We start from the raw sequence: 26,288 nt of genomic DNA on the forward strand, positions 1-26,288 counted from the left end.
CCGACTGACAATTTCCTAAAATGCGCTGCATCTGCCCCGCCCCTTCGCGGAAATGCACCAGCTTTGCCCCGCTTGTGCCACAGTGCTGAATAAACTCTTGTCTGAACAGTCAGGCGCCACCGGGCGCAACATTGAACAATCGAGACAGGCAGGCCGCAGCATGAACATGCAGACATCCGCCGTAGTGGCACCCCCTACCCCGCGCGGGCTGGAGCAGATGCAGCTCCCGATGGTGATGATGCGGGATATCCTGCTCAAGACCATTTTCCGCAAGACCTGCGAAAACGTCAGCGAAATCGCCGCCGCCATCTGCCTGCCGATCCCGGTGACGCAGGAACTGGTCGATATCGCCCGCGAACAGAAGCTGCTGGAGGCAACCGGTACGCTCAACGCCAACAGCGGCAATGAAATGGGCTATCAGCTGACCGAGGCGGGCAAAGCCCGCGCGCTGGATGCGCTCAGCCAGTCCGAATATTACGGCGCCATGCCGGTGCCGCTGCACATCTACCGCGAACAGGTCAAACGCCAGTCAATCCGCAATATTCTGGTCACCCGCCAGCAACTGCTCGGTGCAATGGGCCATCTGGTCCTGCCCGACAGCCTGCTCGACCACCTCGGCCCCGCTGTCAGCGCCGGCCGCTCGATCCTGATGTATGGCCCGCCCGGCAACGGGAAATCCTCCATCTCCAACGGCATCCGCGACGCGCTGGGGGATCACGTCTACGTGCCGCGCGCGATTGAATATGCCGGTCAGGTGATCACGGTCTATGATCCCATCGTTCACACTGCCGTGCCGCTGCCCGAGGACGACCCCAACAGCCTGCGCCGCGCCCGCCGCTTTGACAGCCGCTATGTCTGCTGCGAACGGCCCACGGTGGTGACCGGGGGCGAGCTGTCCCTGTCGATGCTGGATCTGGTCTACAACCCAACCGCGCGCACCTATCAGGCGCCGCTGCAGCTGAAATCCACCGGCGGCATCTTCATCGTCGATGACCTGGGCCGCCAGGCGGAATCACCGCAGGCGCTGGTCAACCGCTGGATCGTGCCGCTGGAAGAGGGCCGCGATATCCTCTCCCTGCAATCGGGCGAGAAATTCGAGGTGCCCTTTGACACGCTGGTGATCTTCTCCACCAACTTCCACCCCAATGAGATCTTCGATCAGGCGGCGCTGCGGCGGATCTTTTTCAAGATCAAGATCGACGGGCCAAATCAGGAAAACTTCCTCAAGATCTTTGCCATGGTCGCCCAGAAGAAAGGCGTGCCCCTGGACGAGGCGGCGCTGGTGCATCTTCTGAAACGCAAATACCCGACCATCGACAATATCTACGCCAATTATCAGCCGGTGTTCCTGATCGACCAGATGAAGGCGATCTGCGATTTCGAAGGCATCCCCTATCAGATGTCTCCCGACCTCATCGACCGCGCCTGGGCCAATATGTTCGTCAAGGACGAACACATCGTCAAATGAGCCACCTCAAAGTTTTTTGATAAACTTTGACCAGAACGTTTAGAAAAGTTCTGCCACCGCGCCTAGATAAGTCGGATGAGCAGTCTTCCCGATGTCATCACCGCCTGGTTCCACGACCGTGGCTGGACCATTCACCCGCACCAGCAAGAGATGCTGGCGCGCGCGGATGATCCGACAACGCTGCTGATCGCCCCAACCGGCGGCGGCAAGACGATGGCGGGTTTCCTGCCCACTCTTGCCGATCTTGCAACCGGCGAACACCGCGGGCTGCACACACTCTACGTCTCGCCGCTGAAGGCGCTGGCGGCGGATATCAAACGCAACCTGCGCACCCCGGTCGAGGAGATGGGCCTGCCCATCCGCATCGACGACCGCACCGGTGACACGCCCGCCTCCCGCAAGCGCAGCCAGCGCGCCGACCCGCCGCATATCCTGCTCACCACACCTGAAAGCCTCGCCCTGCTCACCTCCTATGAGGACGCGCCGCGGATGTTTGCGGGACTGAAACGAGTGGTACTGGACGAGATCCACGCCCTCGCCGAGAGCAAGCGCGGCGACCAGCTGATGCTCGCCCTGACCCGGCTTCAGGCGATCTGTCCGGACATGCGCCGCGTCGGCCTTTCGGCCACCGTCGATGATCCCGCCGCCATCGCGCAGTATCTGGCCCGCCACCCGGATCCCTGCGATATCGTTCTGGCCGATCCCGGCCCCGCCGCCGATATCCAGATGCTGCACACGGATGCAGCCCCGCCCTGGTCCGGGGGCGGCGCTGCCCATGCCATCCCCGCCGTGCTTGAGCAGATCAAGGCGCATAACACCACGCTGATCTTCCACAACACCCGCGCCCAGGCAGAGATCTTCTTTCACAACCTCTGGCTTGCCAATGATGACGCGCTGCCGATCGGCATTCACCATGGCTCACTCGACCGGATGCAGCGGGACCGGGTCGAGGCAGCGATGGTGCGCGGAGAGCTGCGCGCAGTGGTCTGTACCGGCTCGCTTGATCTGGGCATCGACTGGGGGGACGTCGATCTGGTGATCCAGATCGGCGCGCCGAAGAACGTGAAACGGCTGGTCCAGCGCATCGGCCGCGCCAACCACCGCTACAATGCCCCCTCCAAGGCGCTTCTGGTGCCGGCCAACCGGTTTGAGGTGGTGGAATGCCGTGCCGCCCTTGAGGCGGTGGAGGCAGGCACGCTTGATGGCAGCCCGCGCACACCCGGCCCCCGCGACGTGCTCTGTCAGCACATCCTGATCCGCGCCTGCGCCGGTCCCTTCGCCGCCGATGAGCTATATGCCGAGGTCACGGGAGCCGGCGCCTATGCCAGCCTCAGCCGGGCTGAATTCGACGCCTGCCTCGATTTCTGTGCCACCGGCGGTTACGCCCTCCGGGTCTATGACCAGTGGCAACGGCTGCTGCAACGTCCCGACGGGATGTGGCAGCTGCGCGACCCCCGCGCCGCCCGCCGCATCCGCATGAACATTGGCACCATTCAGGACGCCGACCTCCTGAAGGTCCGACTCAAACGCAGCCGCGGCGGCAAACCGCTTGGCGAGGTCGAAGAGAGCTTTGCCGCCACCCTCACCCCGGGCGACACCTTCCTCATCGGCGGCCAGATCGTACGGTATGAATCGCTGCGCGAAATGACGGTCGAGGTCAGCCGCAATGCCAGCCGGAAACCGAAGGTCGCGGTCTTCTCCGGCACCAAATTTGCCACCTCGACCCAGCTCAGCACCCGCATACTCGATATCCTGCAACGCGACAGCTGGCCCGATCTGCCACCGCACACCGCCGACTGGCTGGCGCTACAGCGCGAGGTCTCACAGATGCCCCGCCGGGGCCAGCTGCTGCTCGAAAGCTTTCCCTTCCGGGGCCGCGAACACCTCTGCATCTACGGGTTTGCCGGGCGCAATGCGATGCAGACCCTCGGTCTGTTGCTGACCAAACGGATGGAAGAGCTGTCGCTCGATCCGCTTGGCTTTGTCGCCACCGATTATGCCACGCTGATCTGGGGACTCAGCCCGGTTGACGACCCCGCCCCGCTGTTCGATCCTGCCGAGCTGCGCGCGGGTCTGGACGGCTGGCTCGCGGGCAATGCGGTGATGAAACGCAGCTTCCGCGCGGTGGCCACCATCGCGGGGCTGATCGAACGCAACACCCCCGGCCAGCGCAAGAACGGACGACAGGCGACATTCTCCTCCGACATCCTCTACGACACGCTCCGTAAATATGATCCCGATCACCTGCTCTTGGACATCACCCGGCAGGAGGCGCTTGGCGGGCTGGTGGATTTCGGCCGCATCGAGGAACTGCTCAGCCGCATCAAGGGAAACATCACCCTCAACCGGCTGTCGCAGATCTCACCGCTGGCCGCGCCGCTGCTGCTGGAGGCAGGCAAGGTCCCGGTGAAAGGTGCCGCCCAGGAAAAGCTGCTGCAACGCGAAACCGAAGAGCTGATGCGCAGCGCCGGGCTGGCAGAGCTGGCTCCGCCCGGCGCGCCGTCACCCTGACCGCTGAATCTGCCGTCTTGCACCGTCCCGCAAAACCGGCGATCAGAGCAGCCATGACCGGCTATGATCTCTCCCTCGCAGGCCAGCGCCTCACCGCGCTTGGTGCTGGTGCGCTCTGGTGGCAGGCGCAGGGGCTGCTCTGTGTCTCCGACCTGCATCTGGGCAAATCCGAACGCCAGCTCCGGCGCGGCGGCCCGGCCCTGCCCCCCTATGAAACCCGCGATACCCTTCAGCGTCTTGCAGCGGTGCTTGACCAGACCCGTCCCGAAACGGTCATCTGCCTCGGCGACAGCTTCGACGATGACGCGGCGGCAGCCGCCTTGTCAGATGCCGACCAAACCCGTCTCGACCAGCTGATCGCGGCTCATCGCTGGATCTGGATCACCGGCAATCACGACCCTGCCCCCAGCGGGCTGGCGGGCGACGCCTGTGACAGCCTGACCCTCGGCCCGCTGCTGTTTCGTCACATCGCCGACCCCACCTTCAAGAGCCACACCGGCGCTGAGACCCCGGGCGAAGCTGCCGCCGAGATATCCGGCCACTACCATCCAAAGGCGCGTCTGCGCGGCAGCGCCCGGCCTGCGTTCCTGGCCGATCACCAGCGCCTGATCCTGCCCGCCTTTGGCACCTATACCGGCGGTCTCTGCACCACCAACCCGGCACTCTCGGATCTCATGGCGCCGCGGGCCCTCGCCATCCTCACCGGCCCGCGTCCGCTGCCCTGCCCGATGCCGCGCTGACCCGCCGCGGCGGATCTGCGCGCAGCGTCACCTCCCCATCGCAGCACGCGCGGTCTATGCTGGCTGCACATGCGAAAGGGACAGCCATGATCGAACAGCGCATCCGCGACAGCTTTGCCAGACAGAGCATGATGCAGACATTGGGTGCCGAGGTTGCCAGCGTCGGCACCGGCACCGTCACCATCTCCGCGCCCATCCTGCCGGGCAGCCGCCAGCAGCACGGCGTCGCCCATGCGGCGCTCAGCTTTGCCATCGGAGACAGTGCCGCAGGCTATGCCGCTCTGACCCTGATGCCCGAGGACAGCGAGGTGATGACCGCCGAGATGAAGATCAATCTTCTCGCACCGGGTGCAGGCGATATGCTGCGCGCCACGGGCCAGGTCATCAAACCCGGCCGCCGTCTGATCATTGTCACCGCCGAGGTCCACGCCATCACCGGAGAGGAGGAAAAACTGATCGCCCTGTTGCAGGGCACCATGGTGCCAGTCGCGGCCTGATCCGCGCGCCCTGATCCGCGGGTTTTTCCCACCTGTCACTTTTCCAAAAAATACTCCCGCCGGAGGCATCCGACGGGAGCAGCAGATCTCAGCCATCCGCAGATAGCAGGTCGGTTCTGATCAGGCGGTCAACCCTTCCGGCTCCGCCAGACCATTGGCGCGGCAGCAGGCGGTCACGGTATTGGCCAGCAGGCAGGCGATGGTCATCGGGCCGACGCCACCGGGCACCGGGGTGATTGCGCCGGCGCGCGCGGCCGCACTCTCAAAATGCACATCGCCCACCAGACGGGTCTTGCCCTCGCCTTTTTCCGGTGCGTCGATCCGGTTGATGCCCACGTCGATCACGGTGGCGCCTTCCTTGATCCAGTCGCCAGGCACCATTTCAGGACGGCCCACAGCAGCGACAACAATATCGGCGCGGCGGACAACATCCGGCAGATCCTTGGTGCGGCTATGTGCGATGGTCACGGTGCAGCTGTCGCCCAGCAACAGCTGCGCCATCGGCTTGCCAACGATATTGGAGCGGCCAATGACAACCGCGTCCATGCCCGACAGCGAGCCATGATAGTCGCGCAGCATCATCAGACAGCCAAGCGGCGTGCAGGGCACCATGCTTTTCTGACCGGTGCCCAGCAGGCCCACGTTGGAAATGTGGAACCCGTCCACGTCCTTTTCTGGCGCGATGGAGTTGATGATCAGGTCTTCGTTCAAATGACCCGGCAGCGGCAGCTGCACGAGGATGCCATGCACCGAGGGATCCTTGTTCAGCTGATCGACCACCGCCAGCAGGTCCTCTTCGGAGGTGTCGGCCTCCAGCTTGTGCTCAAAGGAGTTCATGCCCGCTTCAACGGTCTGCTTGCCCTTGGAGCGCACATAGACCTGGCTTGCCGGATCTTCACCCACCAGAACCACCGCCAGACCGGGGGTGATGTCATGCTCTTCCTTCAACCGGGCCACGTGGCCTGCCACCTTCTCGCGTACGGTGGCGGCAAAGGCCTTGCCGTCGATGATATTCGCTGCCATTGCTTCTGTCCTCTTGCTGCGCGCCGCTCCGGGCCGCGTTACTCCTCGCGAATGATCTGTGCCTCGCGGGCTATCGACCATTCCACAAGCTGGCGCCACAGGCGCTCGACCAGATCGGGATCAAGCCCTGCCGTGCTGGCCGTCATCCGGGCATTCCCGACCACTTCTTCGACACGGGCCGGTATGCGCGCGGGCCAGTTATTGGCCGCCTTCAGCTCGATCGCACGGTCGATATAGCCCGCCCGCTCGGCCAACAGGGCAATCAGCTCCCGGTCCAGCCTGTCGATCTGCTGCCGCAGCGCCGGCATGTCGGCACAGTCCTGCGGCGGGTGTCGTTCGCTCATCTTTAAACTCCTGCGGCCCGAGGGGATCCTCGGGCCGCAGATTGCCTATTTCAGGCCTTAGAACAAGCCTTCGATCTGGCCTGCGTCATTCAGGCGGATCGTTTCCGATGCCGGTTTGCGGGGCAGACCCGGCATGGTCATGATCTCGCCGCAGACCACGACGATGAAACCGGCCCCCGCCGACAGGCGAACTTCGCGCACGGGAACCGAATGGCCGGTCGGCGCGCCGCGCAGGTTCGGATCGGTGGAGAAGGAATACTGCGTTTTCGCCATGCAGACCGGCAGGTTGCCATAGCCAGCCGCTTCCCATTCCTTCAGCTGGTTGCGGATCTTCTGATCGGCCAGCACCTCGTCGGCGCGGTAGATGCGCTTGGCGATGGTTTCGATCTTCTCGAACAGCGGCATCTCGTCGGGGTAGATCGGCGAGAAGTTGGCCTTGCCGGAGTCGGCCAGCTCAACCACTTTATGGGCCAGATCGGCGGAGCCTTCGGAGCCCAGCTCCCAGTGGCGCGACAGCACCGCTTCGACGCCATGGGTGGCGCAGTAATCCTTGACCGCCTGCACTTCGGTCTCGGTGTCGGTGACAAAGTGGTTGATCGCAACCACCACCGGCACGCCAAAGGATTTGACGTTCTCGATATGACGGCCGAGGTTGGCACAGCCCTTGTTGACCGCTTCGACGTTTTCGGCGCCGAGGTCAGCCTTGGCCACGCCACCGTTCATCTTCATCGCGCGCACGGTCGCAACCAGCACCACAGCCGAGGGTGCGATGCCTGCCTTGCGGCATTTGATGTTCATGAACTTCTCAGCGCCAAGATCCGCACCAAAGCCTGCTTCGGTGACAACATAGTCAGCCACTTTCAGCGCGGTCTTGGTTGCGATCACCGAGTTACAGCCGTGGGCGATATTCGCGAAGGGACCACCGTGGACAAACGCCGGATTGTTTTCCAGGGTCTGCACCAGGTTCGGCTGCATCGCGTCTTTCAGCAGAACGGTCATCGCGCCTTCTGCCTTGATGTCGCGGCAGTAAACCGGGGTCTTGTCGCGGCGGTAGGCCACGATGATGTCGCCCAGACGCTTTTCCAGGTCCTTCAGGTCGTTGGCGAGGCAGAGGATCGCCATGACTTCGGAGGCCACGGTGATGTCAAAACCGGTTTCGCGCGGGAAGCCGTTGGAGACGCCACCAAGGGAGGCGGTGATCTGGCGCAGGGCGCGGTCGTTCATATCGACCACACGACGCCATGCAACACGGCGGATGTCGATATCGCACTCATTGCCCCAGTAGATGTGGTTGTCGATCATCGCCGACAGCAGCGAGTGGGCCGAGGTGATGGCGTGGAAGTCACCGGTGAAGTGGAGGTTCATCTCCTCCATCGGAACAACCTGCGCGTAACCGCCACCTGCGGCGCCGCCCTTCATACCGAAGTTCGGGCCCAGCGAGGCCTCGCGGATACAGATCATCGCGTTCTTGCCGATGCGGTTCAGACCGTCACCCAGACCAACCGTGGTGGTGGTCTTGCCTTCGCCCGCAGGCGTCGGGTTGATCGCGGTCACCAGGATCAGCTTGCCGTCTTCCTTGCCCTGAACCGAATTGATGAAGTCCTGGCTCACCTTGGCCTTGTCGTGGCCGTAGGGCAGCAGATCATCGCTGGAGATGCCGATCTTGGCGCCAATTTCCTGGATCGGACGCTTCTGCGCCTCGCGGGCGATTTCGATGTCACTCTTGTAGCTCATGGCCGGTTTCCTGAATTGTGATGTCGCGAGTTACATGGGCACAGCCGTGCCGGTTTCCCGCAAGACTTAGCCCTTCTGCGACATTCCATGCGCGTGATTTCCGACATGATCAGGCATTGAAACGGCGTTCGCTCCCCCTAGGGCATCCAAAGATTGCCAATCGTGCCGCGTCAACGCCTATCGGCAACCAGCGGCGCAGACATGCCCCGACTCAGGGTGCCCAGGCAGGCTGGTCCGGCACAAACAGGCGCAGGCTTTCGCCCTGCCTCAGCACTCCGGGCCGCTCGACCCAGGCCACCACACCGCGCCTGCCGGTGGCTGCCGGCTTGAACTTCGGACCAAAGCCCGCGTGGTCCTTCTCGATCTCCTTGGCCGGGAAAATGCAGGGCCGGTTCTCAAGATCGATTGTCAGCGTCACCCCATCCGGCCCCTGCAAGCGGCTGGAGGGTGGCAGATGGCTAAGGTCGGGAATACCGCGCAGCACCAGCGTCGCGCCAAGGTGGACGGGATCAATCCGCTCCATCCCCATATCAGCGGCGATCAACGCCAGCTCTTCCTCCGACAGGATGCTGATCTGGCGCAGGTTGCGGATTTCCGTGCCCTCGGGATGCAGATTGCGCACCCGCACACAGGAGGCGCGCAAGGCGCCCGCGTGGCGCTCGCCTTCGATGCCGTCAAACCCCAGCGTCAGCGCGTCCCGCGGCTCGGACCGCAGCCCACCGGTGGCAGCCGGAACATAGCCGATCCAGGTCACTTCTCCCTGAAACTCCGTTTCGCGCATCACTGGCATGGGGCATCTCCATCAGGCTCATTTCATTCAGGAATTTCCGCCACCATAGGGGCAGCGTCCCGTTCTGGCCAGCCCCGCCGCTCGGCTTTTCGCGCGCAGTTCAGTCATCAAAAAACCCGGCCACCGCCAGGGTGACCGGGTCTGATATTACACGGTGTTCAGCGCCGCGCCGTCAGGACGACGGTTCCGGTGCCATGCCATCATCCGACGCAGGCTTCTTCGGCTTGGCCTTGGGGATCGCGGTGACCGAGGCGCTGCCGGTATCGGTGTCATCATCCTCGTCCTCGCCTGCCTGCGGCGGCTCGCCATTCATAACGCGTTTGATCTCGTCACCGGTGAGGGTTTCAAATTCCAGCAGCCCCTGCGCCAGACGTTCCCATTCCTCATTCTTGTCCTTGAGGATCTGCAACGCCTGTTCATAGCCCTGCTGGATAAAGCGCTTCACCTCATCCTCGATCAGCTCCTTGGTGTTGGCAGAGACCGAGAAGCCCGCCGTATTGCCGGAATAGCCTTCGTGCGCTTCGGCATAGTCGATGTTGCCGACCTTGTCCGACATGCCCCAGCGCAGCACCATGGCACGCGCCAGCTGGCTGGCCTGCTGGATGTCGCCGGCCGGACCGTTGGAGACATGATCTTCGCCGTATTTGATGACTTCCGCCGCCTTGCCCGCCATGGTCATCGCCAGCTTCTGCTGACATTCGTCACGGTGATAATTCAGACGGTCCATTTCCGGCAGCGACACAACCATACCCAGCGCACCACCGCGCGGAATGATCGTCGCCTTATAGACCGGATCGCACAGCGGCAGCGCCATGCCGACAACCGCGTGACCGGCCTCGTGGTAGGCAGTCTTTTCCTTCTGGTCCTGGGTCAGCACCATCGAGCGGCGCTCAGCCCCCATCATCACCTTGTCCTTGGCCGATTCGAAATCTTCCATGGTGACAAAACGGCGGCCAACACGGGCGGCCATCAATGCGGCCTCATTGACGAGGTTGGCCAGATCCGCACCGGAGAACCCCGGCGTACCACGCGCGATGATGCGCAGATCAACGTCAGGGCCAAGCGGCGTCTTGCGGGCATGAACGCCCAGGATCTTTTCGCGGCCCTTGATGTCGGGGTTGCCGACGGTCACGTTCCGGTCAAAACGGCCCGGACGCAGCAGCGCCGGGTCCAGCACGTCCTTGCGGTTGGTGGCGGCCAGAATGATGACGCCTTCATTGGCCTCAAAACCGTCCATCTCCACCAAGAGCTGGTTCAGCGTCTGTTCACGCTCATCATTGCCGCCGCCATAGCCGGCGCCACGATGGCGACCGACGGCGTCGATTTCGTCGATGAACACGATACAGGGCGCGTTTTTCTTCGCCTGTTCGAACATGTCGCGCACGCGGGAGGCACCGACGCCGACAAACATCTCGACAAAATCGGAACCGGAGATGGTGAAGAACGGCACGCCCGCCTCGCCTGCAATCGCACGCGCCAGCAGCGTCTTACCGGTACCCGGAGGGCCCACCAGCAGGGCGCCTTTGGGGATCTTGCCGCCGAGGCGCGAGAACTTCTGCGGGTTGCGCAGGAATTCGACGATCTCTTCCAGCTCTTCCTTGGCCTCGTCGATGCCAGCCACGTCGTCAAAGGTGACGCGGCCATGCTTCTCGGTCAGCATCTTCGCCTTCGACTTGCCAAAGCCCATGGCGCCGCCTTTGCCGCCGCCCTGCATCCGGTTCATGAAATAGATCCAGACACCGATCAGCAGCAGGAAGGGCAGCAGGGTCAGCAGGAACGACTGGAACCCGGACTGCTGCTGCTTCTCGGCGCGGACCGGAATGTTGTTGTCGATCAACAGGGCGGTCACCTCGGCATCGCCGGGTTTGATGGTCATGAAATTCTGCCCGTCCGACGTGGTATAGCGAACCTGTTCACCATCCAGCGTCACGGTGCTGACATTGCCGTTTTCAACCGCGCTGACAAAATCAGAAAAAGTCTTCTCTCGGCTCTGCATCGTGCTGCCCGAACCACTGAACAAGTTGAACAGCGCCAAGACGAGCACAAACAGAACAACCCAAAAGGCGATATTGCGTACGTTGCCCAAGGAAAGTCTCCCAAAATGCGAGGCGCACCTGGCAGGCCGCCTTCGTTGCCTCTAAAATAGGGATACTTCAGTGAGGTTCAATGCGATAAAAGAGCTGTGAAGAACTCTTCGCTGTTCTGAACCAGTTCTGCGGACCATCCGTTGCCAAATCCTGCCAATGGGGCGGCAACCAGCTCATCCCCCCGCCACACGGCCGGCGTGGCATGAAGCACCTCGCCCGGAACCTCGGCACTGCGCCAGTCGGGACAGTGCTGCAGGCCGTCAGAGCCCAGGGCGCGCACCTCATGGTCCTTCACCTCGCCGCCAAAAACCCGCCAGCGCCCGTCCCAGAGCCGACCGGGCCGGGTCATCTCATCGGCCACCGGGTTATATTCGCGGCAGACCCATGTGCGCTGTTTGCGGGTGATCATCCGGCAGCCCCCCAATGTGAAGGATCCGCCACGACGCACTGCCTCGCGGGCCTGCACCATCGGCTCACGCCGTGGCGGATGCACCGCCCCGCTGACCCATTGCACGGATCGCACCAGCAGCCGGTGGGCAATTTCGTCCGGCAGCGTACGAAACTGGCGCTGGTCGATGACAATCGCGCCATCGCGCACCTCGGCCATGTCGCGGGCGGCCAGGAACGTATACCAGTCCAGGGCTTCGCGGGCGGCGCCCATATTGCGGGCAACGGCGGCCAGCCGCTGCACGGTCAGCCCCAGCGGCGCCAGCGCATCCATCGCCCGACGCACCCGCACCCGCTCGAAACGCAGATCCTCGTTGCTGGGGTCCTCAACCCATTGCCCTCCCCGCTCCCGCAGGTAGCCGCGCAGCTCTTCGCGCGTCACCTCCAGAAGCGGCCGCAGCAGGGTGATCCCCTCGATCGCGCGGCTGCGCGGCATCGCAGCCAGACCGGACACCCCCGACGACCGCCCCAGCCGCATCAGCAGCGTTTCGGCCTGATCATCGGCCGTATGCCCCAATGCAACCACCGGGATGTCATTCAACTGCGCCCATGCGGTCAGCAGCGTATAGCGCGCGTTGCGGGCCTGCTCCTGAAGATTGCCCGCCTGCTGCGCAGAAGGCCGGTCAACCCATTGCAGGATATCATGCGCCAGACCCAGTTTGGCAGCCACATCCGCCACCATCTGCGCCTCCTCGCCCGAGCTCGCGCGCAGCCCGTGATCAACAGTTGCGACACAGATTTCCACGCCCAGATCGGCAAAACACTCATGCAGCGCATACATCAGCGCCATCGAGTCGCCGCCGCCTGACACCGCAACGCCCAGCCGTTCGGGCAAGGCAGACCGGAACTGCTCCTGCACAATGGCGAGGATATCCCGGTCCCTGCGCGTCAATTGCAGGCCAGTTTTGCGCGTTCCGCCTCCGCTGCGGCGGTTTCGGCTGCACCGGGAAAGCGGCTGCCGACCTCTGCCAGGGTCACGCAGGCCTGGCTGGTCTGACCCAGCCGCCCCAGTGCCGCGCCCAGTTCGTACAATGCCTTCGGCGCGGTCTCTCCTGAGGAGTTGCCGGAGAATGACGCCAGATAGGCCCGCGCGGCCTCGCGGGTGTCACCCAGCCCGTCCAGCGCCTTGCCGCGGTTGTATTCCACCGCTGCGGCCAGCGGGCTGCCGGGATAAGCCAGGGTGAAGGCCGCGAATTTCTCCGCAGCCTCCTGATAGGCGCCGCTGTCCAGCGCGGCCTTGGCGGCGTCGAAATCCGTCTGCTCGCCCACCGCCAGCTCCGACGTCGTATCGACCGAAGTGCCCGGCGGCGTGGCGGGCAGCGCAGGTGCCCCGGCTGCGGGCAGCTCACCGCCGCCCAGCGTGCTGGTTTCCCCCAGTTTCGAGACATCGCCGCCTTCCAGTTCCACCAGACGGAACTCCAGGTCACCAATCCGGTTGGTGCCATCCTGCACCACCTGATCGACCCGGTAGGAGAGCTGTTCGGTCTGCGCGGTCAGCCGCTGCAGCTCCGCCTCGATGGCGCTGACGCGGTCCAGCACACTGTCGCCCGCGACATTGGTCTGCGGGCTGCCGGTGGTCGACATTTCCCGCTTCAGCCGCTGGATTTCGACGTGCAGCACGGTGAGTTCCTGCCGGATATCGGCAAGGGTCTGTTGATCCTGCGCCCGGACGGCAAGCGGCGGCACAGCCAGGGTCAGCGCAAGGGCGGCAATCGCAAGAGGACGCAGTCGCATGGTCACTTACCCCGTCAGGCCACCCGCCAGCACGGTGACCGCGCGACGGTTCTTGGTGTAGCAGGCCTCGTTCGAGCAGATCTCCAGCGGGCGCTCCTTGCCAAAGCTGACAACCTGCAGACGACCGCCCGCAACCCCCTGGGAAATCAGGTATTCGCGGGCAGCATTGGCCCGGCGCGCACCCAGTGCAAGGTTATATTCGCGGGTGCCCTGCTCATCGGCGTGGCCTTCGATTGTGACCACATAATCCGGGTTGGCCGTCAGCCAGCGCGCCTGCCCCTGCAGAACGCTCTGGGCGGCAGGTGACAGGGTCGATTGGTCAACCGCAAACAGCACCCGGTCGCCGACCGTCTGCTGGAAGTAGGCCGGGCTGCTGGGATCCAGCTGCCCCGCAGCGCCCGCCCCGGCCCCTGCACCAGGCCCACCGGCCCCGGCTGCATCATCCCAGGGGTTGCCCGTACAGGCGCTCAGCCCCAACGCCGCTGCCACCAGCACTGCTTTTGTCAAACCGCTCATGATATCCGCCTCGTCCCATTTCCAATTGTTGCACCAGATTTACCACAGGCCCGATGCCGCTGCCACTTTGGTCTTTGTTAACAGGGCGCGCGCCGGACCATTATGGCAGGCGCGCGACACTTCAGTTCTGCAAGGGCGACCACGCCGGATCCGACGCGCCATCGGGGGTGCGGACCGGTTTCAGGTTGCGCCCCGATACATCCACCGAATAAAGCAGCGCCCGGCCACTGGCCCCTTGGGTTTCACGGGTGAACATGATCACCCGGCCATTCGGGGACCAGGTCGGCCCCTCATCTAGGAAGGAGGCCGTCAGCAGGCGTTCCTCGCTGCCATCGGTCCGCATCACGCCGATATGGAACCGGCCCTTGTTCTGCTTGGTAAAGGCGATCATGTCACCGCGCGGCGACCACACCGGAGTGCCGTAGCGCCCCGCGCCAAAACTGATCCGCCGGGCCTCGCCGCCGGTTGCCGCCATCACATAGAGCTGAGGCGCGCCGGAACGGTCGCTTTCAAAGACGATCTGGCTGCCATCGGGGGAAAACGACGGGGCGGTTTCGATCGACGGCGCGCTGGTCAGCCGGGTCCGGGTGCCGGTGTCGATATCCATGGTGAAGATATCGGTATTGCCGCCCTGCGACTGCGAGTAGACCACGGTGCGCCCATCCGGCGCAAAGCGCGGCGCAAAGCTCATGATGCCATTGTCCGCCGACAGCACCCGACGCTGCACGCTGCCCACATCCAGCACATGGATCTGCGGAAAGCCGCTCTCGTAGCTGGTGTAGAGCACCCGGTCGCCGGTGGGTGAGAACCGCGGCGCCAGCACGATGGAGGCGCTGTTGGTCAGATATTGCACATTGGCGCCATCGTAATCCATCACCGCCAGCCGCTTGCGCCGGTCGTCCTTTGGCCCGCTTTCGGAAACAAACACCACCCGGCTGTCGAAATAGCCGCTTTCGCCGGTGATGCGGCTGTAGATCACATCCGCCACCTTATGGGCCATACGCCGCCAACCGTCGGTGGTGCCGGAAAACTGCAGACCGGTGCCCAGCTCCTTTTCGGCAAAGACGTCATAGCCCCGGAACCGCACCGTCAGCCGGTTGCCATTCACGCTGAGAGCGCCGGTGATCAGCGCCTGTGCATTCACCGCTTTCCAGTCGGCATAGCCGATCGCCGCATCGAAATCGGTGACTTTGGCGATATGGGCCGAGGCCGGGACTTCACGAAACAGGCCGGTGCCGCTCAGATCCGCGGCAATCACCCGCGAAATCTCACGCGCCAGTTCGGCGGCGGCAGGGGTTTCCGGCACAAAGCCGGGCACCGCATAGGGCAAGGGTTCGATCACCCCGTCGGTGATTTCGATCCTCAGCGGGCCATCCTGTGCCTGCGCAGGCAAAACCGGTGCCATCACCGCCGCCCCCAGCAGGGTCGCGCCCATCACGAGCGTTGCCAGATATGTCCTCATTTGATCCGCATCCTTTCGGGATTGAAGGTCATTTCGATATTACGCCATTGCGCATATTTGTCAGACGGAAGTTGGAAACCACGCGCACCGCAGCGCAGAATCGCCCGCCGCGCCGCGCCAAAGGCCTGATTGGCCGCAGCCCCCGATCCGCCGGTGCTGGAGAGCATCCGAATACTGCCCTCCTCGGGCCGGCCGTCCGGTGTCAGCGCGACCGAGACCACCACGGTGGTGCGCAGCGCCTCCGATGACAGCGAGCCGACGTTCCAGCATTGCTGCACGGCCACCCGCAGCGCATCCTTTTCGCCACTGGTCAGCGGCGGGCCTGAGGGTTCCGGCGCTGCCACCTCACCACCACCGGCAAGGGCAGCGGCCAGCGCATCCTCCACCGCATCAGAGCGATCCGGCACGGGGTCAGGCTCGGCCGGCTCAGTCGTGGCAGGTTCCGGTTCGGGCTGTGCGACAGGCTCCGGCCGCGTCGGCCGCGCTGGCCGGGTCCGGGGCCGCAGTGACTGCGCAGGTGCAGCGCTGGCCACCTGTTCGGTCTGCGCCTCGACCTCCTCGGTCACGATCCGGTCGTTGGCCGCCGCCTCTGCCGTGGCCTGCTGGGACTCCTGGGCAGGCTCGGAACCAACCTCATCGGAGACCTCTGGCTGGGCCACATCATCAATCCGGGTGTCCGGCTCCGGTGGTGCCACCGGGGTCGGGGCGACGCGGTCCAGCGGGCGCAGCTGCGGGCGCTCGGCCAGCTGCGGTGTCACCGTGGTCGTGTCCGGCACGTCGGGCGGCGCGGGCGCGGCCACCGGCGGTGTCGGCTCAACCGGCTGCGGCTCAGGGCGCTCGGCCAGTTCGGTGTCAGGCTCGGGCGGGGTCACCGGCTCAGGCTGGCTGATCTGCGGTTCGGGCTCCGGCGCCGGCGGTGGCGTGACCTGCGGTGCGGGTTCCGGCTCGGGCTGGGTCAGATCGCCGGCGGTATCGGCCACCACTGGCGCGGCGCGCTGCTGGCTCAGCCGGGCGAATTCCTCGGTCGAGATGATCGACACATCCTGCACCGCCATCGGCAGCGGCTCGGACGGGAACCAGGCGCCGAAAACGACCCAGCCCGCCAGCAGCGCATGGCCTGCAACAGAGATCTTGGTTCCGGTCTGCACACCCGTGCCCCGCCTATTGCCCGCTGTCTTCGACAGCCCGCCCATCAAGGGTTGGACCACCCACATCGGTCACCAGACCAACGCTGGAAAACCCACCGGCATTCAGCGCCCCCATCACCTGCATCACCGCCTCATAGGGGATAGCCCCATCCGCACGCAGAAACACCTGATCGGAGGTCCGCTCCGCCGCGATAGCGCGCAGTTTGGCGATCAGCTCATCCGGGGCCACGGCAGTGGTCTGGATCTGGATCTCGCCGCTGGCGGTCATGGTCACGGTCAGCGGCTCTTCCTCATCGCCGGGCAGCGCGCCTGCGGCGGTCTTTGGCAGCTCCACCGGAACGCCCACCGTCATCAGCGGGGCCGCCACCATAAAGATGATCAGCAGCACCAGCATCACATCGACAAAGGGCGTGACGTTGATTTCCGCCATCGGCCGCGCACGGCTGCGCCGCCGTCCCCGGCGGCGCCCGTTGGCGGCATTGGGTTGAACCGAGGCGCCCATGGATCAGGAATCCAGCTGGCGGCTGAGGATGGTGGAAAACTCATCGGCAAAGGCTTCGTAGCTGCCGATGATCCGGTCGCTGTCCGCGCTCAGCTTGTTGTAGAAAATCACCGCAGGGATCGCAGCCAGCAGCCCCAGACCCGTCGCCATCAGCGCCTCGGCAATGCCCGGCGCCACAACGGCGAGGTTGGTGTTCTGCTGTTCCGCAATCTCGATAAAGGCAGTCATGATGCCCCAGACGGTGCCGAACAGCCCGACAAACGGTGCGGTGGACCCAACAGTGGCCAGGATCGACAGACCACTCTGCACATGTTCGCTTTCCTTGGCGATCGCCACATCCATCGACCGCTCGATCCGTGCCTGCGCACCCGCAATCAGCGCCCCGTCGGTGCGATGACTGCGCCGCCATTCGGTCATCCCGGCGGCAAAGATCCGCTGCGACTGCCCCTTGGGCTGCGGGCCGATCTGGTCAAACAGACCATCCAGCGGCTCACCGGACCAGAAGGCACGGTCGAACTCCGCCGCCTCCCGACGGGCCAGACGATAGTTGATCAGTTTCTGCAGGATGATCGCCCAGGACCAAACGGAGGCGACAACCAGCATCAGCATCACCAATTTGACCGTCAGGGTCGCCCGCGCGAATAGCCCCCACATGGAGAAATCAATCTCCTGCGCCAACGCCAGAGTTTCTGCTTCCATGGACCTGCTCTATGTTTTTGGCCGTTTTCCAGCCGTTTTCCGGCTTTCATTTGGCAAAAGGCTATCGCAGTTCAAGGTCAAAAGCCAATGAAACAGCCGTGACAGCAGGAATTGTTACAGCAATGCGCGAATCTCTGCCGGCAGGCGGATCGGCGCGCCGGTCCCGGCATTGACGCAAACCACGGTAACGATGGCGCGAAACAGCTCCGTCTCGCCGCGAAACACCCGCTGCGACATGGTGAGCCGCGCAGGGGTGACCTTCTGCACCTCGGTCTCGATCTGCAGCTCTTCGTCGAATTTGGCAGGGGCGAGGTAATCCGCCTCGATCCGCCGCACCACCCAGATCAGCCCCGCCTCGCGCATGGCGTTCTGATCATTGCCAAGGTTGCGCACCCAGTCGCTGCGCGCCCGTTCGATAAACCGCAGGTAATTGGCGTGATAGACAATCCCGCCCATGTCGGTGTCTTCGTAATATACCCGAACCGGAAAGCGATGGATCATTCTGCCGGGCCTCCTGCCCCGTTTTGCGCTGGCGCGCGGCTCAGTGGCTGGCCTGACCAGAGGCGTCGGCCGAGGGCTCAATCGGTGCCTGCAGCCGGGCAAAGAGCCGCAGCGCATGGGCGCTGTCGGATGCCGCAAGCGGCATCATCCGATCATAGGCCGCCGCAATCACCCCGGCGATATCCGGGCGCAGAATGGTGGCGCCCGTCTCCGGCAGCACCGCCAGCGGCGAGGTCTTGGCAAAAGCGCTGTCGCCCCACATCAGGATCGCCTGCACGGCCTGCGTCAGGGCGAGCGTTTCGGCAGGCAGCTTTGCCATCGCGCCGCCCATGCGCAGAAAAACGAAACAGGCCTGAATGGCCCCCTGATCGTCAAAGCGGAAGGCGCGGTACTGGCTGGCATCCGCCGCCTTCAGCCGCTCAAGCAGCGGATCAAGCCCCGGGATCAGCCGGTCCAGATCCGGCACCCCCATCAGCTCGTCCCAGTCGCGAAAGAAAAACACCATCAGGTTGGAGCCCAGCTCGGGATCGGTCTCCGCCATCTGATGCCCGGCAAGGGTCACCACCGCCTCGATCGCCCCCTTGACGGTCGCCAGCGTGCAGTCCTCCACGCCAAAGACGATCGGCGCAATCGGCCGCCCCCAACGGGCAAAGGCATAAGAGCCATCGGCACGGGTAAACAAGGCTTCGATCTCGGCTGGGGTCATCATGCGGCTCTCTAGTCGGACTTCGGTCTTGAATGGGCTTAATGCCCGCTCGCGGGATCAACGGCAAGGGTTGCGACCGGGTATCACTGTGCATCTTCTGGCCCACAATATCCCCGCCGGAGGCAGCGCCGCGTCTGGCGCGGCGCTTCATTCAGGCCTTGTCACTTAGGTCAGCAGGCGTGACCAAATGTTTCGCACGCGAAACATACGCTAAAATTGAGTCCAATTCTTCAAACCCATTTTAACACTTTCAGACTGTTTTGACGCCAATCCGCGACAGCACTGACGCGCCTGCGCGGCAGATGAGCCGCTATAGCAACAGGTCGCCCTGCCCCCGTGGCGGCGTCAGCCCAAGGTGGGTCCAGGCCTTATGCGCCAGCATCCGCCCGCGCGGCGTGCGCTGGATCAGACCCTGCTGCAACAGATAGGGCTCGATCACCTCCTCCAGCGCATCACGGCTTTCGCTCAGGGCCGCCGACATGGTCTCGATCCCGACCGGACCACCGCCATAATTCTCGGCAATCATCCGCAGATAGCGGCGATCGGCGCCATCCAGCCCCAGCTGATCCACCCCCAGCCGCGTCAGCGCGCCATCGGCCAGATCCCGGGTGATGGTGCCATCGCCCTCGACAACCGCGAAGTCCACGACGCGGCGCAGGAGCCGGCCGGCGATCCTGGGGGTGCCGCGGGCGCGCCGCGCGATCTCACGGGCGCCGTCGTCATCCGCAGGGGCGCCCAGCTTGCGGGCGTTGCGACTGACGATCTCAAAGAGCTCGTCGATGGTGTAGAATTGCAACCGGGTTGGAATGCCAAACCGGTCCCTGAGTGGCGTGGTCAACAGGCCCATGCGGGTGGTGGCGCCAACCAGGGTAAAGGGCTGGAGCTCGATCCGCACGGTGCGCGCCGCCGGGCCTTCGCCGATCACCAGATCCAGCTCGAAATCCTCCATCGCGGGGTAGAGCACCTCTTCCACCGCCGGGTTCAGACGGTGGATCTCGTCGATGAACAGCACGTCGCGGGATTCCAGATTGGTCAGGATCGCTGCCAGATCGCCCGCCTTGGCCAGAACCGGCCCGGAGGTCATGCGGAAGTTTACGCCCAGTTCGCGGGCGACGATCTGCGCCAGGGTGGTCTTGCCCAAACCGGGGGGGCCATGAAACAGCGTGTGGTCCATCGCCTCGCCGCGGCGGCGCGCACTTTCGATAAACACACGCAGATTGGCGCGGGCTTCGGCCTGACCGATGAATTCGCCCAGCCCCTGCGGGCGCAGGGCGCGGTCGTTTTCGGCGGCGCTGTCTTCGGGCAGGGGCGCGGGACGCAGGGTGGGATCGGCGTCAATCATTCTGATGACTCCAATCTGGTTTCTTTAAACCCTACTCCGGTCGGCAGGCCGGACAATGCCCGTCCGCCCGCAGACGGGCACTGTCCTATTTTTTTCAATACTCTCACACCATCAGCCTTTCGGTGCCAGCAGCCGCAGGGCGGCGCGGATCAGCTCGGCCTCATTGGCGTCTGGATAGGTGGCGGCCGCCTCGGCCACGGCGGCGGCGGCATCGGAGGGACCATAGCCCAGATTGCCAAGCGCAGAGAGCGCCCCCGCAGAAGCAGCTGCGGCACCGGAGGGGGCCTTGGGTGGCGCTTTGCGGGGTTTCTTGGCCGTGCTCACCGGCTCGGCGGGTTCGACCACATCCAGCCCCGGCCCATCCATGGCGTCGACGACGGTGCCACCCATCGCCATGACACCCGGCGCCTTGTCTTTGAGATCCAGCACAATGCGCTGCGCGGTCTTGGGGCCGACCCCTTTGGCGGCCTTCACCGCCGCCCAATCCCCCAGCGCGATCGCGCGGCTGACCCCATCGGGGCCAAGCGCGCCGAGAATGGCCAGCGAGACTTTCGCCCCCACCCCCTGCACCGAGGTCAGCAGGCGATGCCATTCCTTTTCAACCAGCGAAGGGAAGCCATAGAGCTGCATCAGGTCCTCACGCACCACCATATCGGTATAGAGCGCGACCGCCTCGCCGACGCCCGGCAGCGCGGCCATGGTGCGGTCGGAGCAATAGACGATATAGCCGACGCCGCGCACATCAATCAGCACGTGATCGCTGCTGCGGTACTCCAGACGCCCGGTGAGTTTTCCGATCACGCGCGCTTCTCCTTCAGCTGGCGTTGTTGCGTGCCCCCATAAAACGCATGACAGATGGCAATGGCCAGAGCATCCGCTGCATCGGCATTCTTGGGCAGGCAGCCGGGCAGTTGCAGTTTCACCATATGCAGGATCTGTTCCTTGGCCGCATGACCCACGCCGACCACGGTTTTCTTCACCCGGTTGGGGGCATATTCACCCACCGGAAGACCGGCCTGCGCCAGCGTCATCAGGGCGACGCCCCGCGCCTGCCCCAGTTTCAGCGTGCCGGCACCATCCTTGTTCACGAAGGTCTGTTCGATGGCGGCCTGATCGGGGCGGTAGGCCGCGATCACCTCGATGACCTGATTGTGGAGCGACAGCAGCCGTTCGCCCAGATCATCGCCATCGGAGGTGCAGACGCCGTTGGCGATATGGCTGAGACGGGTGCCGCGTGATTCGATCACCCCCCAACCGAGGTTTCGCAACCCCGGATCAATGCCCAATATTCGCATGTCTGCCCTATCCCTGCCCGGTGTGGAGGTCTGATTTTGCTCAGGATTAGCACAAAAGGCGAACATGTCCAATTGCTTTACAGGCCTGTGCGATGTGCCCTGCGGGGATGCCGCGCGGCACCTGTGGCGCAAAAACACGTGAATCCTGTTCCGAAAACGACCCTCTCCGGCGGGGAAACCGACATTCCTTTCCAAGAGGTAAAAAATCGGCCTTTTCCCTTGTTTTTATGGATCATAAGCCATGCAAAAAGCGCATATGACACATGCAATTTCAGCGATTGTCAGCCGTCATGCAGATGACTAAGTGCCGTCCATCGCCACAGGGCGAAGAGTTCAATTCAACCTCCGAAAGGACGAGGACATGGCTGCATTTGACACCACCCGCACCACCTATGGCACCAGCAGCCTGTTTGGCCGCTTCAGCGCCATGATCACCGGCCTTCTGGGCGCGGCTATCGACTGGAACGACGCGCGCGCCACCCGCCAGACCCTGGGTCAGTTGAGCGACCGCGAACTGGCCGATATCGGCCTGTCCCGCGCGGATATCGATCGCGTTGCCGAGGGCAAGCCGGTCTTCTGAGGTTGGCACGTGGGTCTGGATCATCCAGAACCTATCATCCGAGAGACATGAAAAACGCCGCCTCCTGATGGAGTGCGGCGTTTTCTGGTTGCTTTGGTCTGCACGCCGATGCCGAGGCGTAACCCTGCTGCGTCGGACATGACCGCGCGGCCGGATTGTGTCGGATGCCCCCCAGCGCCCGACACATGGCCCGCCAGCCTGTCCCTCTACCGCAGCACAGGTCCGATCTTCTCGGCCAGGAACTGTGACACTGGATCCCGCTGCATGACAAATGCACCGGCTTTTTCCAGCCCCGTTCCCGCCCGCAGCTGGTCGACACGATAGTCGTAGCTGCCAAATCCCAGCGCTGCCATCAAGAAGCCCTTGAACAGCAGAAACGCCGCGACAAACAGGATCAATGATCGGCCGGAGATCCGCGACTGCACCCGTCGCGGCGCCACCACGATCAACCCATCCGCGCGCACTTTGGCAGTATAGCCGCGCGCCATGGCCCCGTGTTTGCGTTCCAGCCGGTCAAGCCGAGCATAGAAATTGTTACTGTGTTCACCCATAACCAAAACCCTGCAATGGCTCCCACCATCCACATATTAATGTTTAGGTAGGGAATGGGACCATTTTGGGGCGGGTCATTAAAATGCTCAACAAACTTGAACGATTCAGCCCTTTTTCTGCAAAAGCAGCGTCGTCCAGTCACCAATCTCGGTGCGTTCCACAAGATTGATGCCGTTCTGTGCATAAACGCCCTGCACCTCATCGGCCTGTTCGTTCAGCAAACCGGAGAGAATCGCATAGCCACCGTCGCGCAGATGGCCGGCCACATCCGGGGCCAATGCAACCAGAGGGCCTTTCAGGATATTGGCGAAGATGAGATCGTAAGGGGCCGCCTCGGCCAGTGCCGGGGCGTCGAAACCGGCGGCTTCCAGACATTGCACACGGCCTTCCATGTCATTGGCCTTCAGATTGGCCTCGGCAACGTCCACGGCGACCTGATCAATGTCACTGGCCAGGATCTGCCCATCCCAGACGCGCGCCGCAGCCATCGCCAGCACCGCCGTGCCACAGCCGATATCGGCCACTTTCCCGGCGACGAAACCGTCGTCGATCAGCTTGTCCAGCGCCTTCAGGCAGCCCAGGGTGGTGCCGTGATGGCCAGTGCCGAAGGCCATCGCCGCCTCAATCAGAAGCGGAATGCGATCAGCGGGCAGCTTGTCGGCATCATGGCTGCCGTAGACGAAGAAACGGCCCGCTTCCACCGGCGCCAGTTCACGCCGCACATGGGCGACCCAATCGGTCTCGGGCAGTTCAGAGATCACAAAAGGCTGGGCATCGAACATGGTCGCCAGCAGCGCCAGACCGGCCTCATCCGGGGTCTCGGTGAAATAGCCGCCGACCTCCCACAGGCCGGAGCCGTCCTCGACCTCGAACACGCCCAGACCGGTGGGTTCCGGGATCAGGCGCTCCATCGCCTCGCCAAGCGCTTCGGCGGGGGCTTTTCCAGTCAGGGTGGTGAGGGCGGTAAAGGTGGGCATGGCAGTCTCCGGGCAATGGTTGCACAGCGCCTAGGCCCGTCGGCGGCGCAGGTCAAGAGCCGTGACCCTGCCCGCCCCGCTTTGGGACTGGGGCGCGGGCCGCGCGTGTCATTCTGCCGGGGCGGTGCCCTGCCACTTGGCAAAGATCGTCTCATTGCCGGGTTCGGGATGGCGCGGGATCAGCAGCGACAGCATCAGCGAGACCATCGCCATCCCAGCCGCCAGCGCAAAGACCGCAGCAGGAGACACCACCCAGAGCAACCCCAGCGTCACCGGCAGCACCACCGCGGCGATATGGTTGATGGTAAAGGCCACCGCAGCGGTTGGCGCAATATCTGACGGGTCGGCGATCTTCTGGAAATAGGTCTTCAGCGCCAGCGCCAGCCCAAACAGGATATGGTCTACAACGTAAAGCACCCCCGCCAGAACCACGCCCCAGCTGAACCAGTAGAGCCCGCCATAGGCGGCAAAGACCAGCGCCAGCCCGGTGTATTCAAAAATCAGCGTGCGGCGCTCGCCGAAGCGGGCGACAGCGCGCCCCAGCAGCGGTGCCGCAATCATATTGACCACCAGGTTGATCAGATAGAGGCTGGTCAGCTCATGCACGGCAAAGCCGAATTTCTCCACCATCATGAAGCCGGCAAAAACCACAAAGATCTGCCGCCGCGCCCCGGCCATGAACTGCAACGCATAGTAGAGCCAGTAGCGGCGGCGCAGGATCAGGCGTTTGGTCTGCGGATGCGGCGCGTCGAACTGCGGATAGGCCAGCAGGCAGAACAGCGCCATCGCAGTGGTGGTGCCCCCCGCCAGCAGGAAGACGATATTATAGGTCAGGCCCAGCGGCTCCCACAGCAGGGCAATCAGGCTGTAGACCACCAGCGTTGCCGCGGATCCCGCCGCCACCAGCCAGCCCAGGATCTGTGGCGCCCGCAGCTTGGGCAGCCATTGCAACTGTAGCGACTGATTCACCGTCTCATAGTAATGAAACCCGATCGAGCTGAGCAGCGTGATGGTCAGCAGCCCGCCAAGGCTGGGAAACCACGCCGTGACGGCGGTCGCCAGCCCCAGCATCATCAACGAGACCAGCCCCAGCACCTGTTCGCGCACAAACAGGATCACCGCGATCACCCCGATGGCGAGAAACCCCGGAATCTCGCGCACCGTATGCAGCAGGCCGATGTCAGCCCCGTCGAAATTCGCGGCCTCGATCACAAAGTTGTTGAGCAGCGCGCTCCAGGTGTTGAAGGCAATCGGCATGGTCAGCGCCATCACAAACAGCAAGGTCGTGGGGCGGCGCCAGAGCGGCAGGGACGCCGCAGCTTCGGTGGGGACAGGTTTGAACATGCCCACGGCTCTACGCCGATCGGCCGCCGCTGGCGAGAAAAAAAGCCGCCCGCACATCTGATCTGCATCAATGCACAAGGGTATCGGAAATCATATTCACAAAGCGGAATTTCATGAAAGGTGGCTGCGGGTGGACGGATTTATCGGATTTGTCGAATGGGTTGGCGAACCCGGCGCGGCGGCCCTGCTCGGGGCTTTGACCGGTGGCATCTTTGGCGTGGCGGCGCAGCGCTCACGGTTCTGCCTGCGGGCCGCCACCGTGGAATTTGCCCGGGGCCGGATGGGAGACCGGGTAGCGGTCTGGCTGCTGACGTTTTCGACCGCGCTGGTCTGGGTGCAGGCCGGTCGGCTGCTGGGCTGGATCGATACCGATGAGGCGCGGATGATGGCGGTGCCGGGCAGCTGGTCCGGCGCCATCATCGGCGGGCTGACCTTTGGCATCGGCATGGTGCTGGCGCGGGGCTGTTCGGGTCGGCTGCTGGTGCTGGCCGCGAGCGGAAACCTGCGCTCGGTGGTGTCGGGGCTGATCTTTGCCGTGACCGCCCAGATGAGCCTTTCCGGGCATCTGGCGCCCCTGAGGGATTATCTGGCCGGGCTCCGGATCACCTCCGGCGGGCGCAATCTGGATTTGCTGACCGCAGCAGGTCTGCCGGAGTGGTCCGGGCTGGTCATTGGCCTGCTAACGGCACTCCTTGCGCTGGGTTTGTCCGCACAGAACCGCATCGGCGCGGGTCGGCTGATCTTTGCATCTGGCGTCGGCTTTGCGGTGGCGCTTGGCTGGGCGCTGACCTCGGCGCTGGCACAGGTGGCCTTTGATCCGGTGCAGATCGAAAGCGCGACCTTCACCGGCCCCTCGGCACGGATGCTGATGTTTTTCCTCGATCGCGCCTCGGTTCTGGAGTTCGATATCGGGCTGGTTGCAGGGGTCTTTGGCGGCGCGATGCTGGCGGCTGCCGTTGGTGGAGAGATGCGCCTGCAGGCGTTTGACGACGCTGCCACGATGCGCCGGGCGATGATTGGCGCGGCCCTGATGGGCTTTGGCGGCATGTTGGCGGGTGGCTGCGCCATCGGTGCGGGTGTCACCGGCGGATCGATCTTTGCGGGCACCGCCTGGCTTGCGCTGTTTTCCATGTGGGTCGGGGCGGTGCTGACCGATGTGCTGACCGATCAGCGGCGGATGTCGGCGCTGGCCTGACCACATGCGAGGCGCTGCCTCGCGCTCCGGGATATTTGACGCCAGAAGATGACAAGCCGCAGATATCTTCTGGCCGGAAATATCCCGGGGGAGG

The 26,288-nt window shown here is 63.9% G+C and carries 26 protein-coding genes; 6 read left to right on the forward strand and 20 right to left on the reverse strand.

Features of this window, described 5'->3' with window-relative positions:
• Positions 1 to 160 precede the first annotated feature (160 nt).
• The 4 genes from VWY60_RS12265 (at position 161) to VWY60_RS12280 (ending at position 5,216) form a co-directional block, all read left to right on the forward strand.
• Positions 161 to 1,468 carry an ATPase gene (locus tag VWY60_RS12265; RefSeq protein WP_340544623.1) on the forward strand — a complete coding sequence of 436 codons (1,308 nt, stop codon included), beginning with the start codon at positions 161 to 163 and terminating at the stop codon, positions 1,466 to 1,468.
• 75 nt (positions 1,469 to 1,543) lie between these two features.
• Entirely contained in the window at positions 1,544 to 3,979 is a 2,436-nt protein-coding gene (locus VWY60_RS12270) for a ligase-associated DNA damage response DEXH box helicase (protein WP_416540602.1), read from the forward strand.
• Between the two features lie 53 nt (positions 3,980 to 4,032).
• Entirely contained in the window at positions 4,033 to 4,719 is a 687-nt protein-coding gene (gene pdeM / locus VWY60_RS12275) for a ligase-associated DNA damage response endonuclease PdeM (protein WP_340544620.1), read from the forward strand.
• Positions 4,720 to 4,805: 86 nt separating this feature from the next.
• The gene (locus tag VWY60_RS12280; protein WP_340544618.1) at positions 4,806 to 5,216 is read left to right on the forward strand and encodes a PaaI family thioesterase; all 411 of its coding nucleotides are present in this window, start codon (positions 4,806 to 4,808) and stop codon (positions 5,214 to 5,216) included.
• A gap of 120 nt (positions 5,217 to 5,336) precedes the next feature.
• Here VWY60_RS12280 and folD read toward each other — a convergent pair whose 3' ends face one another.
• The 17 genes from folD to ruvC form a co-directional block, all read right to left on the reverse strand.
• Positions 5,337 to 6,239 (reverse strand): bifunctional methylenetetrahydrofolate dehydrogenase/methenyltetrahydrofolate cyclohydrolase FolD, encoded by a 903-nt coding sequence (gene folD / locus VWY60_RS12285; RefSeq protein ID WP_416534698.1) that lies wholly within the window; start codon positions 6,237 to 6,239, stop codon positions 5,337 to 5,339.
• Between the two features lie 38 nt (positions 6,240 to 6,277).
• A complete protein-coding gene (locus VWY60_RS12290) occupies positions 6,278 to 6,583 on the reverse strand; it encodes a chorismate mutase (protein ID WP_340544616.1) in 306 nt (101 codons plus the stop codon).
• 57 nt (positions 6,584 to 6,640) lie between these two features.
• Complete coding sequence (locus VWY60_RS12295) at positions 6,641 to 8,317, reverse strand: formate--tetrahydrofolate ligase (protein ID WP_340544615.1); 1,677 nt, start codon at positions 8,315 to 8,317, stop codon at positions 6,641 to 6,643.
• 211 nt (positions 8,318 to 8,528) lie between these two features.
• Entirely contained in the window at positions 8,529 to 9,107 is a 579-nt protein-coding gene (locus tag VWY60_RS12300; RefSeq protein WP_416540603.1) for an MOSC domain-containing protein, read from the reverse strand.
• A gap of 172 nt (positions 9,108 to 9,279) precedes the next feature.
• Complete coding sequence (gene ftsH, locus VWY60_RS12305) at positions 9,280 to 11,193, reverse strand: ATP-dependent zinc metalloprotease FtsH (protein ID WP_340544613.1); 1,914 nt, start codon at positions 11,191 to 11,193, stop codon at positions 9,280 to 9,282.
• A 77-nt stretch (positions 11,194 to 11,270) separates the two neighbouring features.
• Positions 11,271 to 12,476: a tRNA lysidine(34) synthetase TilS gene (tilS, locus tag VWY60_RS12310; protein ID WP_416540802.1), complete on the reverse strand. Its 1,206-nt coding sequence runs from the start codon at positions 12,474 to 12,476 to the stop codon at positions 11,271 to 11,273.
• A 53-nt stretch (positions 12,477 to 12,529) separates the two neighbouring features.
• Entirely contained in the window at positions 12,530 to 13,375 is an 846-nt protein-coding gene (ybgF, locus tag VWY60_RS12315) for a tol-pal system protein YbgF (protein WP_340544611.1), read from the reverse strand.
• Between the two features lie 6 nt (positions 13,376 to 13,381).
• Positions 13,382 to 13,891 carry a peptidoglycan-associated lipoprotein Pal gene (pal, locus tag VWY60_RS12320; protein WP_340544610.1) on the reverse strand — a complete coding sequence of 170 codons (510 nt, stop codon included), beginning with the start codon at positions 13,889 to 13,891 and terminating at the stop codon, positions 13,382 to 13,384.
• A gap of 121 nt (positions 13,892 to 14,012) precedes the next feature.
• Positions 14,013 to 15,353, reverse strand: coding sequence for a Tol-Pal system beta propeller repeat protein TolB (tolB, locus tag VWY60_RS12325; RefSeq protein ID WP_340544609.1), 1,341 nt, complete (start codon positions 15,351 to 15,353; stop codon positions 14,013 to 14,015).
• The gene (locus tag VWY60_RS12330) at positions 15,350 to 16,501 is read right to left on the reverse strand and encodes an energy transducer TonB (protein WP_416534702.1); all 1,152 of its coding nucleotides are present in this window, start codon (positions 16,499 to 16,501) and stop codon (positions 15,350 to 15,352) included. The genes tolB and VWY60_RS12330 overlap by 4 nt, the downstream gene beginning before the upstream one ends.
• A 13-nt stretch (positions 16,502 to 16,514) precedes the next feature.
• Positions 16,515 to 17,003: a protein TolR gene (gene tolR, locus VWY60_RS12335; protein WP_260114293.1), complete on the reverse strand. Its 489-nt coding sequence runs from the start codon at positions 17,001 to 17,003 to the stop codon at positions 16,515 to 16,517.
• A 3-nt stretch (positions 17,004 to 17,006) separates the two neighbouring features.
• On the reverse strand, positions 17,007 to 17,702 hold the full coding sequence (tolQ, locus tag VWY60_RS12340; protein ID WP_027247939.1) for a protein TolQ: 696 nt from the start codon (positions 17,700 to 17,702) through the stop codon (positions 17,007 to 17,009).
• Positions 17,703 to 17,816: 114 nt separating this feature from the next.
• Positions 17,817 to 18,203 (reverse strand): tol-pal system-associated acyl-CoA thioesterase, encoded by a 387-nt coding sequence (gene ybgC, locus VWY60_RS12345; protein ID WP_416534703.1) that lies wholly within the window; start codon positions 18,201 to 18,203, stop codon positions 17,817 to 17,819.
• A gap of 40 nt (positions 18,204 to 18,243) precedes the next feature.
• Positions 18,244 to 18,912, reverse strand: coding sequence for a hypothetical protein (locus VWY60_RS12350; protein ID WP_416540604.1), 669 nt, complete (start codon positions 18,910 to 18,912; stop codon positions 18,244 to 18,246).
• 307 nt (positions 18,913 to 19,219) lie between these two features.
• Positions 19,220 to 20,251 carry a Holliday junction branch migration DNA helicase RuvB gene (gene ruvB / locus VWY60_RS12355; protein ID WP_416540605.1) on the reverse strand — a complete coding sequence of 344 codons (1,032 nt, stop codon included), beginning with the start codon at positions 20,249 to 20,251 and terminating at the stop codon, positions 19,220 to 19,222.
• A gap of 111 nt (positions 20,252 to 20,362) precedes the next feature.
• Positions 20,363 to 21,052, reverse strand: coding sequence for a Holliday junction branch migration protein RuvA (gene ruvA, locus VWY60_RS12360; protein ID WP_340544598.1), 690 nt, complete (start codon positions 21,050 to 21,052; stop codon positions 20,363 to 20,365).
• On the reverse strand, positions 21,049 to 21,546 hold the full coding sequence (gene ruvC / locus VWY60_RS12365; RefSeq protein WP_340544597.1) for a crossover junction endodeoxyribonuclease RuvC: 498 nt from the start codon (positions 21,544 to 21,546) through the stop codon (positions 21,049 to 21,051). The genes ruvA and ruvC overlap by 4 nt, the downstream gene beginning before the upstream one ends.
• 361 nt (positions 21,547 to 21,907) lie before the next feature.
• Between ruvC and VWY60_RS12370 the strand changes: the two genes are divergently transcribed.
• Positions 21,908 to 22,126 (forward strand): DUF1127 domain-containing protein, encoded by a 219-nt coding sequence (locus tag VWY60_RS12370; protein ID WP_340544595.1) that lies wholly within the window; start codon positions 21,908 to 21,910, stop codon positions 22,124 to 22,126.
• A 206-nt stretch (positions 22,127 to 22,332) separates the two neighbouring features.
• On the opposite strand, the gene VWY60_RS12375 is transcribed toward VWY60_RS12370, so the two are convergent.
• From VWY60_RS12375 to VWY60_RS12385, 3 genes are all read right to left on the reverse strand, one after another.
• Positions 22,333 to 22,677, reverse strand: a complete 345-nt coding sequence (locus tag VWY60_RS12375; protein WP_260086218.1) for a hypothetical protein — start codon at positions 22,675 to 22,677, stop codon at positions 22,333 to 22,335.
• A 105-nt stretch (positions 22,678 to 22,782) separates the two neighbouring features.
• Positions 22,783 to 23,655 carry a 50S ribosomal protein L11 methyltransferase gene (locus VWY60_RS12380; protein ID WP_340544593.1) on the reverse strand — a complete coding sequence of 291 codons (873 nt, stop codon included), beginning with the start codon at positions 23,653 to 23,655 and terminating at the stop codon, positions 22,783 to 22,785.
• A 108-nt stretch (positions 23,656 to 23,763) separates the two neighbouring features.
• A complete protein-coding gene (locus VWY60_RS12385) occupies positions 23,764 to 24,999 on the reverse strand; it encodes an MFS transporter (RefSeq protein WP_416540606.1) in 1,236 nt (411 codons plus the stop codon).
• A 130-nt stretch (positions 25,000 to 25,129) separates the two neighbouring features.
• On the opposite strand from VWY60_RS12385, the gene VWY60_RS12390 reads away from it, so the two are divergent.
• On the forward strand, positions 25,130 to 26,194 hold the full coding sequence (locus VWY60_RS12390) for a YeeE/YedE family protein (protein WP_416540607.1): 1,065 nt from the start codon (positions 25,130 to 25,132) through the stop codon (positions 26,192 to 26,194).
• Positions 26,195 to 26,288: the final 94 nt, after the last annotated feature.

The organism is Phaeobacter sp. JH20_26, from assembly GCF_048056275.1.
GTDB classification, from domain to species: Bacteria; Pseudomonadota; Alphaproteobacteria; order Rhodobacterales; family Rhodobacteraceae; genus Phaeobacter; species Phaeobacter bryozoorum.

Excerpts from the sequence above, each read along its gene's own strand:
- VWY60_RS12265 (WP_340544623.1), top strand. The coding sequence starts at position 161 with ATGAACATGCAGACATCCGCCGTAGTGGCACCCCCTACCCCGCGCGGG.
- VWY60_RS12270 (WP_416540602.1), top strand. The coding sequence starts at position 1,544 with ATGAGCAGTCTTCCCGATGTCATCACCGCCTGGTTCCACGACCGTGGC.
- pdeM (WP_340544620.1), top strand. The coding sequence starts at position 4,033 with ATGACCGGCTATGATCTCTCCCTCGCAGGCCAGCGCCTCACCGCGCTT.
- VWY60_RS12280 (WP_340544618.1), top strand. The coding sequence starts at position 4,806 with ATGATCGAACAGCGCATCCGCGACAGCTTTGCCAGACAGAGCATGATG.
- folD (WP_416534698.1), bottom strand. The coding sequence starts at position 6,239 with ATGGCAGCGAATATCATCGACGGCAAGGCCTTTGCCGCCACCGTACGC.
- VWY60_RS12290 (WP_340544616.1), bottom strand. The coding sequence starts at position 6,583 with ATGAGCGAACGACACCCGCCGCAGGACTGTGCCGACATGCCGGCGCTG.
- VWY60_RS12295 (WP_340544615.1), bottom strand. The coding sequence starts at position 8,317 with ATGAGCTACAAGAGTGACATCGAAATCGCCCGCGAGGCGCAGAAGCGT.
- VWY60_RS12300 (WP_416540603.1), bottom strand. The coding sequence starts at position 9,107 with ATGCCAGTGATGCGCGAAACGGAGTTTCAGGGAGAAGTGACCTGGATC.
- ybgF (WP_340544611.1), bottom strand. The coding sequence starts at position 13,375 with ATGCGACTGCGTCCTCTTGCGATTGCCGCCCTTGCGCTGACCCTGGCT.
- pal (WP_340544610.1), bottom strand. The coding sequence starts at position 13,891 with ATGAGCGGTTTGACAAAAGCAGTGCTGGTGGCAGCGGCGTTGGGGCTG.
- tolB (WP_340544609.1), bottom strand. The coding sequence starts at position 15,353 with ATGAGGACATATCTGGCAACGCTCGTGATGGGCGCGACCCTGCTGGGG.
- tolR (WP_260114293.1), bottom strand. The coding sequence starts at position 17,003 with ATGGGCGCCTCGGTTCAACCCAATGCCGCCAACGGGCGCCGCCGGGGA.
- tolQ (WP_027247939.1), bottom strand. The coding sequence starts at position 17,702 with ATGGAAGCAGAAACTCTGGCGTTGGCGCAGGAGATTGATTTCTCCATG.
- ybgC (WP_416534703.1), bottom strand. The coding sequence starts at position 18,203 with ATGATCCATCGCTTTCCGGTTCGGGTATATTACGAAGACACCGACATG.
- VWY60_RS12350 (WP_416540604.1), bottom strand. The coding sequence starts at position 18,912 with ATGATGACCCCAGCCGAGATCGAAGCCTTGTTTACCCGTGCCGATGGC.
- ruvB (WP_416540605.1), bottom strand. The coding sequence starts at position 20,251 with ATGATTGACGCCGATCCCACCCTGCGTCCCGCGCCCCTGCCCGAAGAC.
- ruvC (WP_340544597.1), bottom strand. The coding sequence starts at position 21,546 with ATGCGAATATTGGGCATTGATCCGGGGTTGCGAAACCTCGGTTGGGGG.
- VWY60_RS12370 (WP_340544595.1), top strand. The coding sequence starts at position 21,908 with ATGGCTGCATTTGACACCACCCGCACCACCTATGGCACCAGCAGCCTG.
- VWY60_RS12375 (WP_260086218.1), bottom strand. The coding sequence starts at position 22,677 with ATGGGTGAACACAGTAACAATTTCTATGCTCGGCTTGACCGGCTGGAA.
- VWY60_RS12380 (WP_340544593.1), bottom strand. The coding sequence starts at position 23,655 with ATGCCCACCTTTACCGCCCTCACCACCCTGACTGGAAAAGCCCCCGCC.
- VWY60_RS12385 (WP_416540606.1), bottom strand. The coding sequence starts at position 24,999 with ATGTTCAAACCTGTCCCCACCGAAGCTGCGGCGTCCCTGCCGCTCTGG.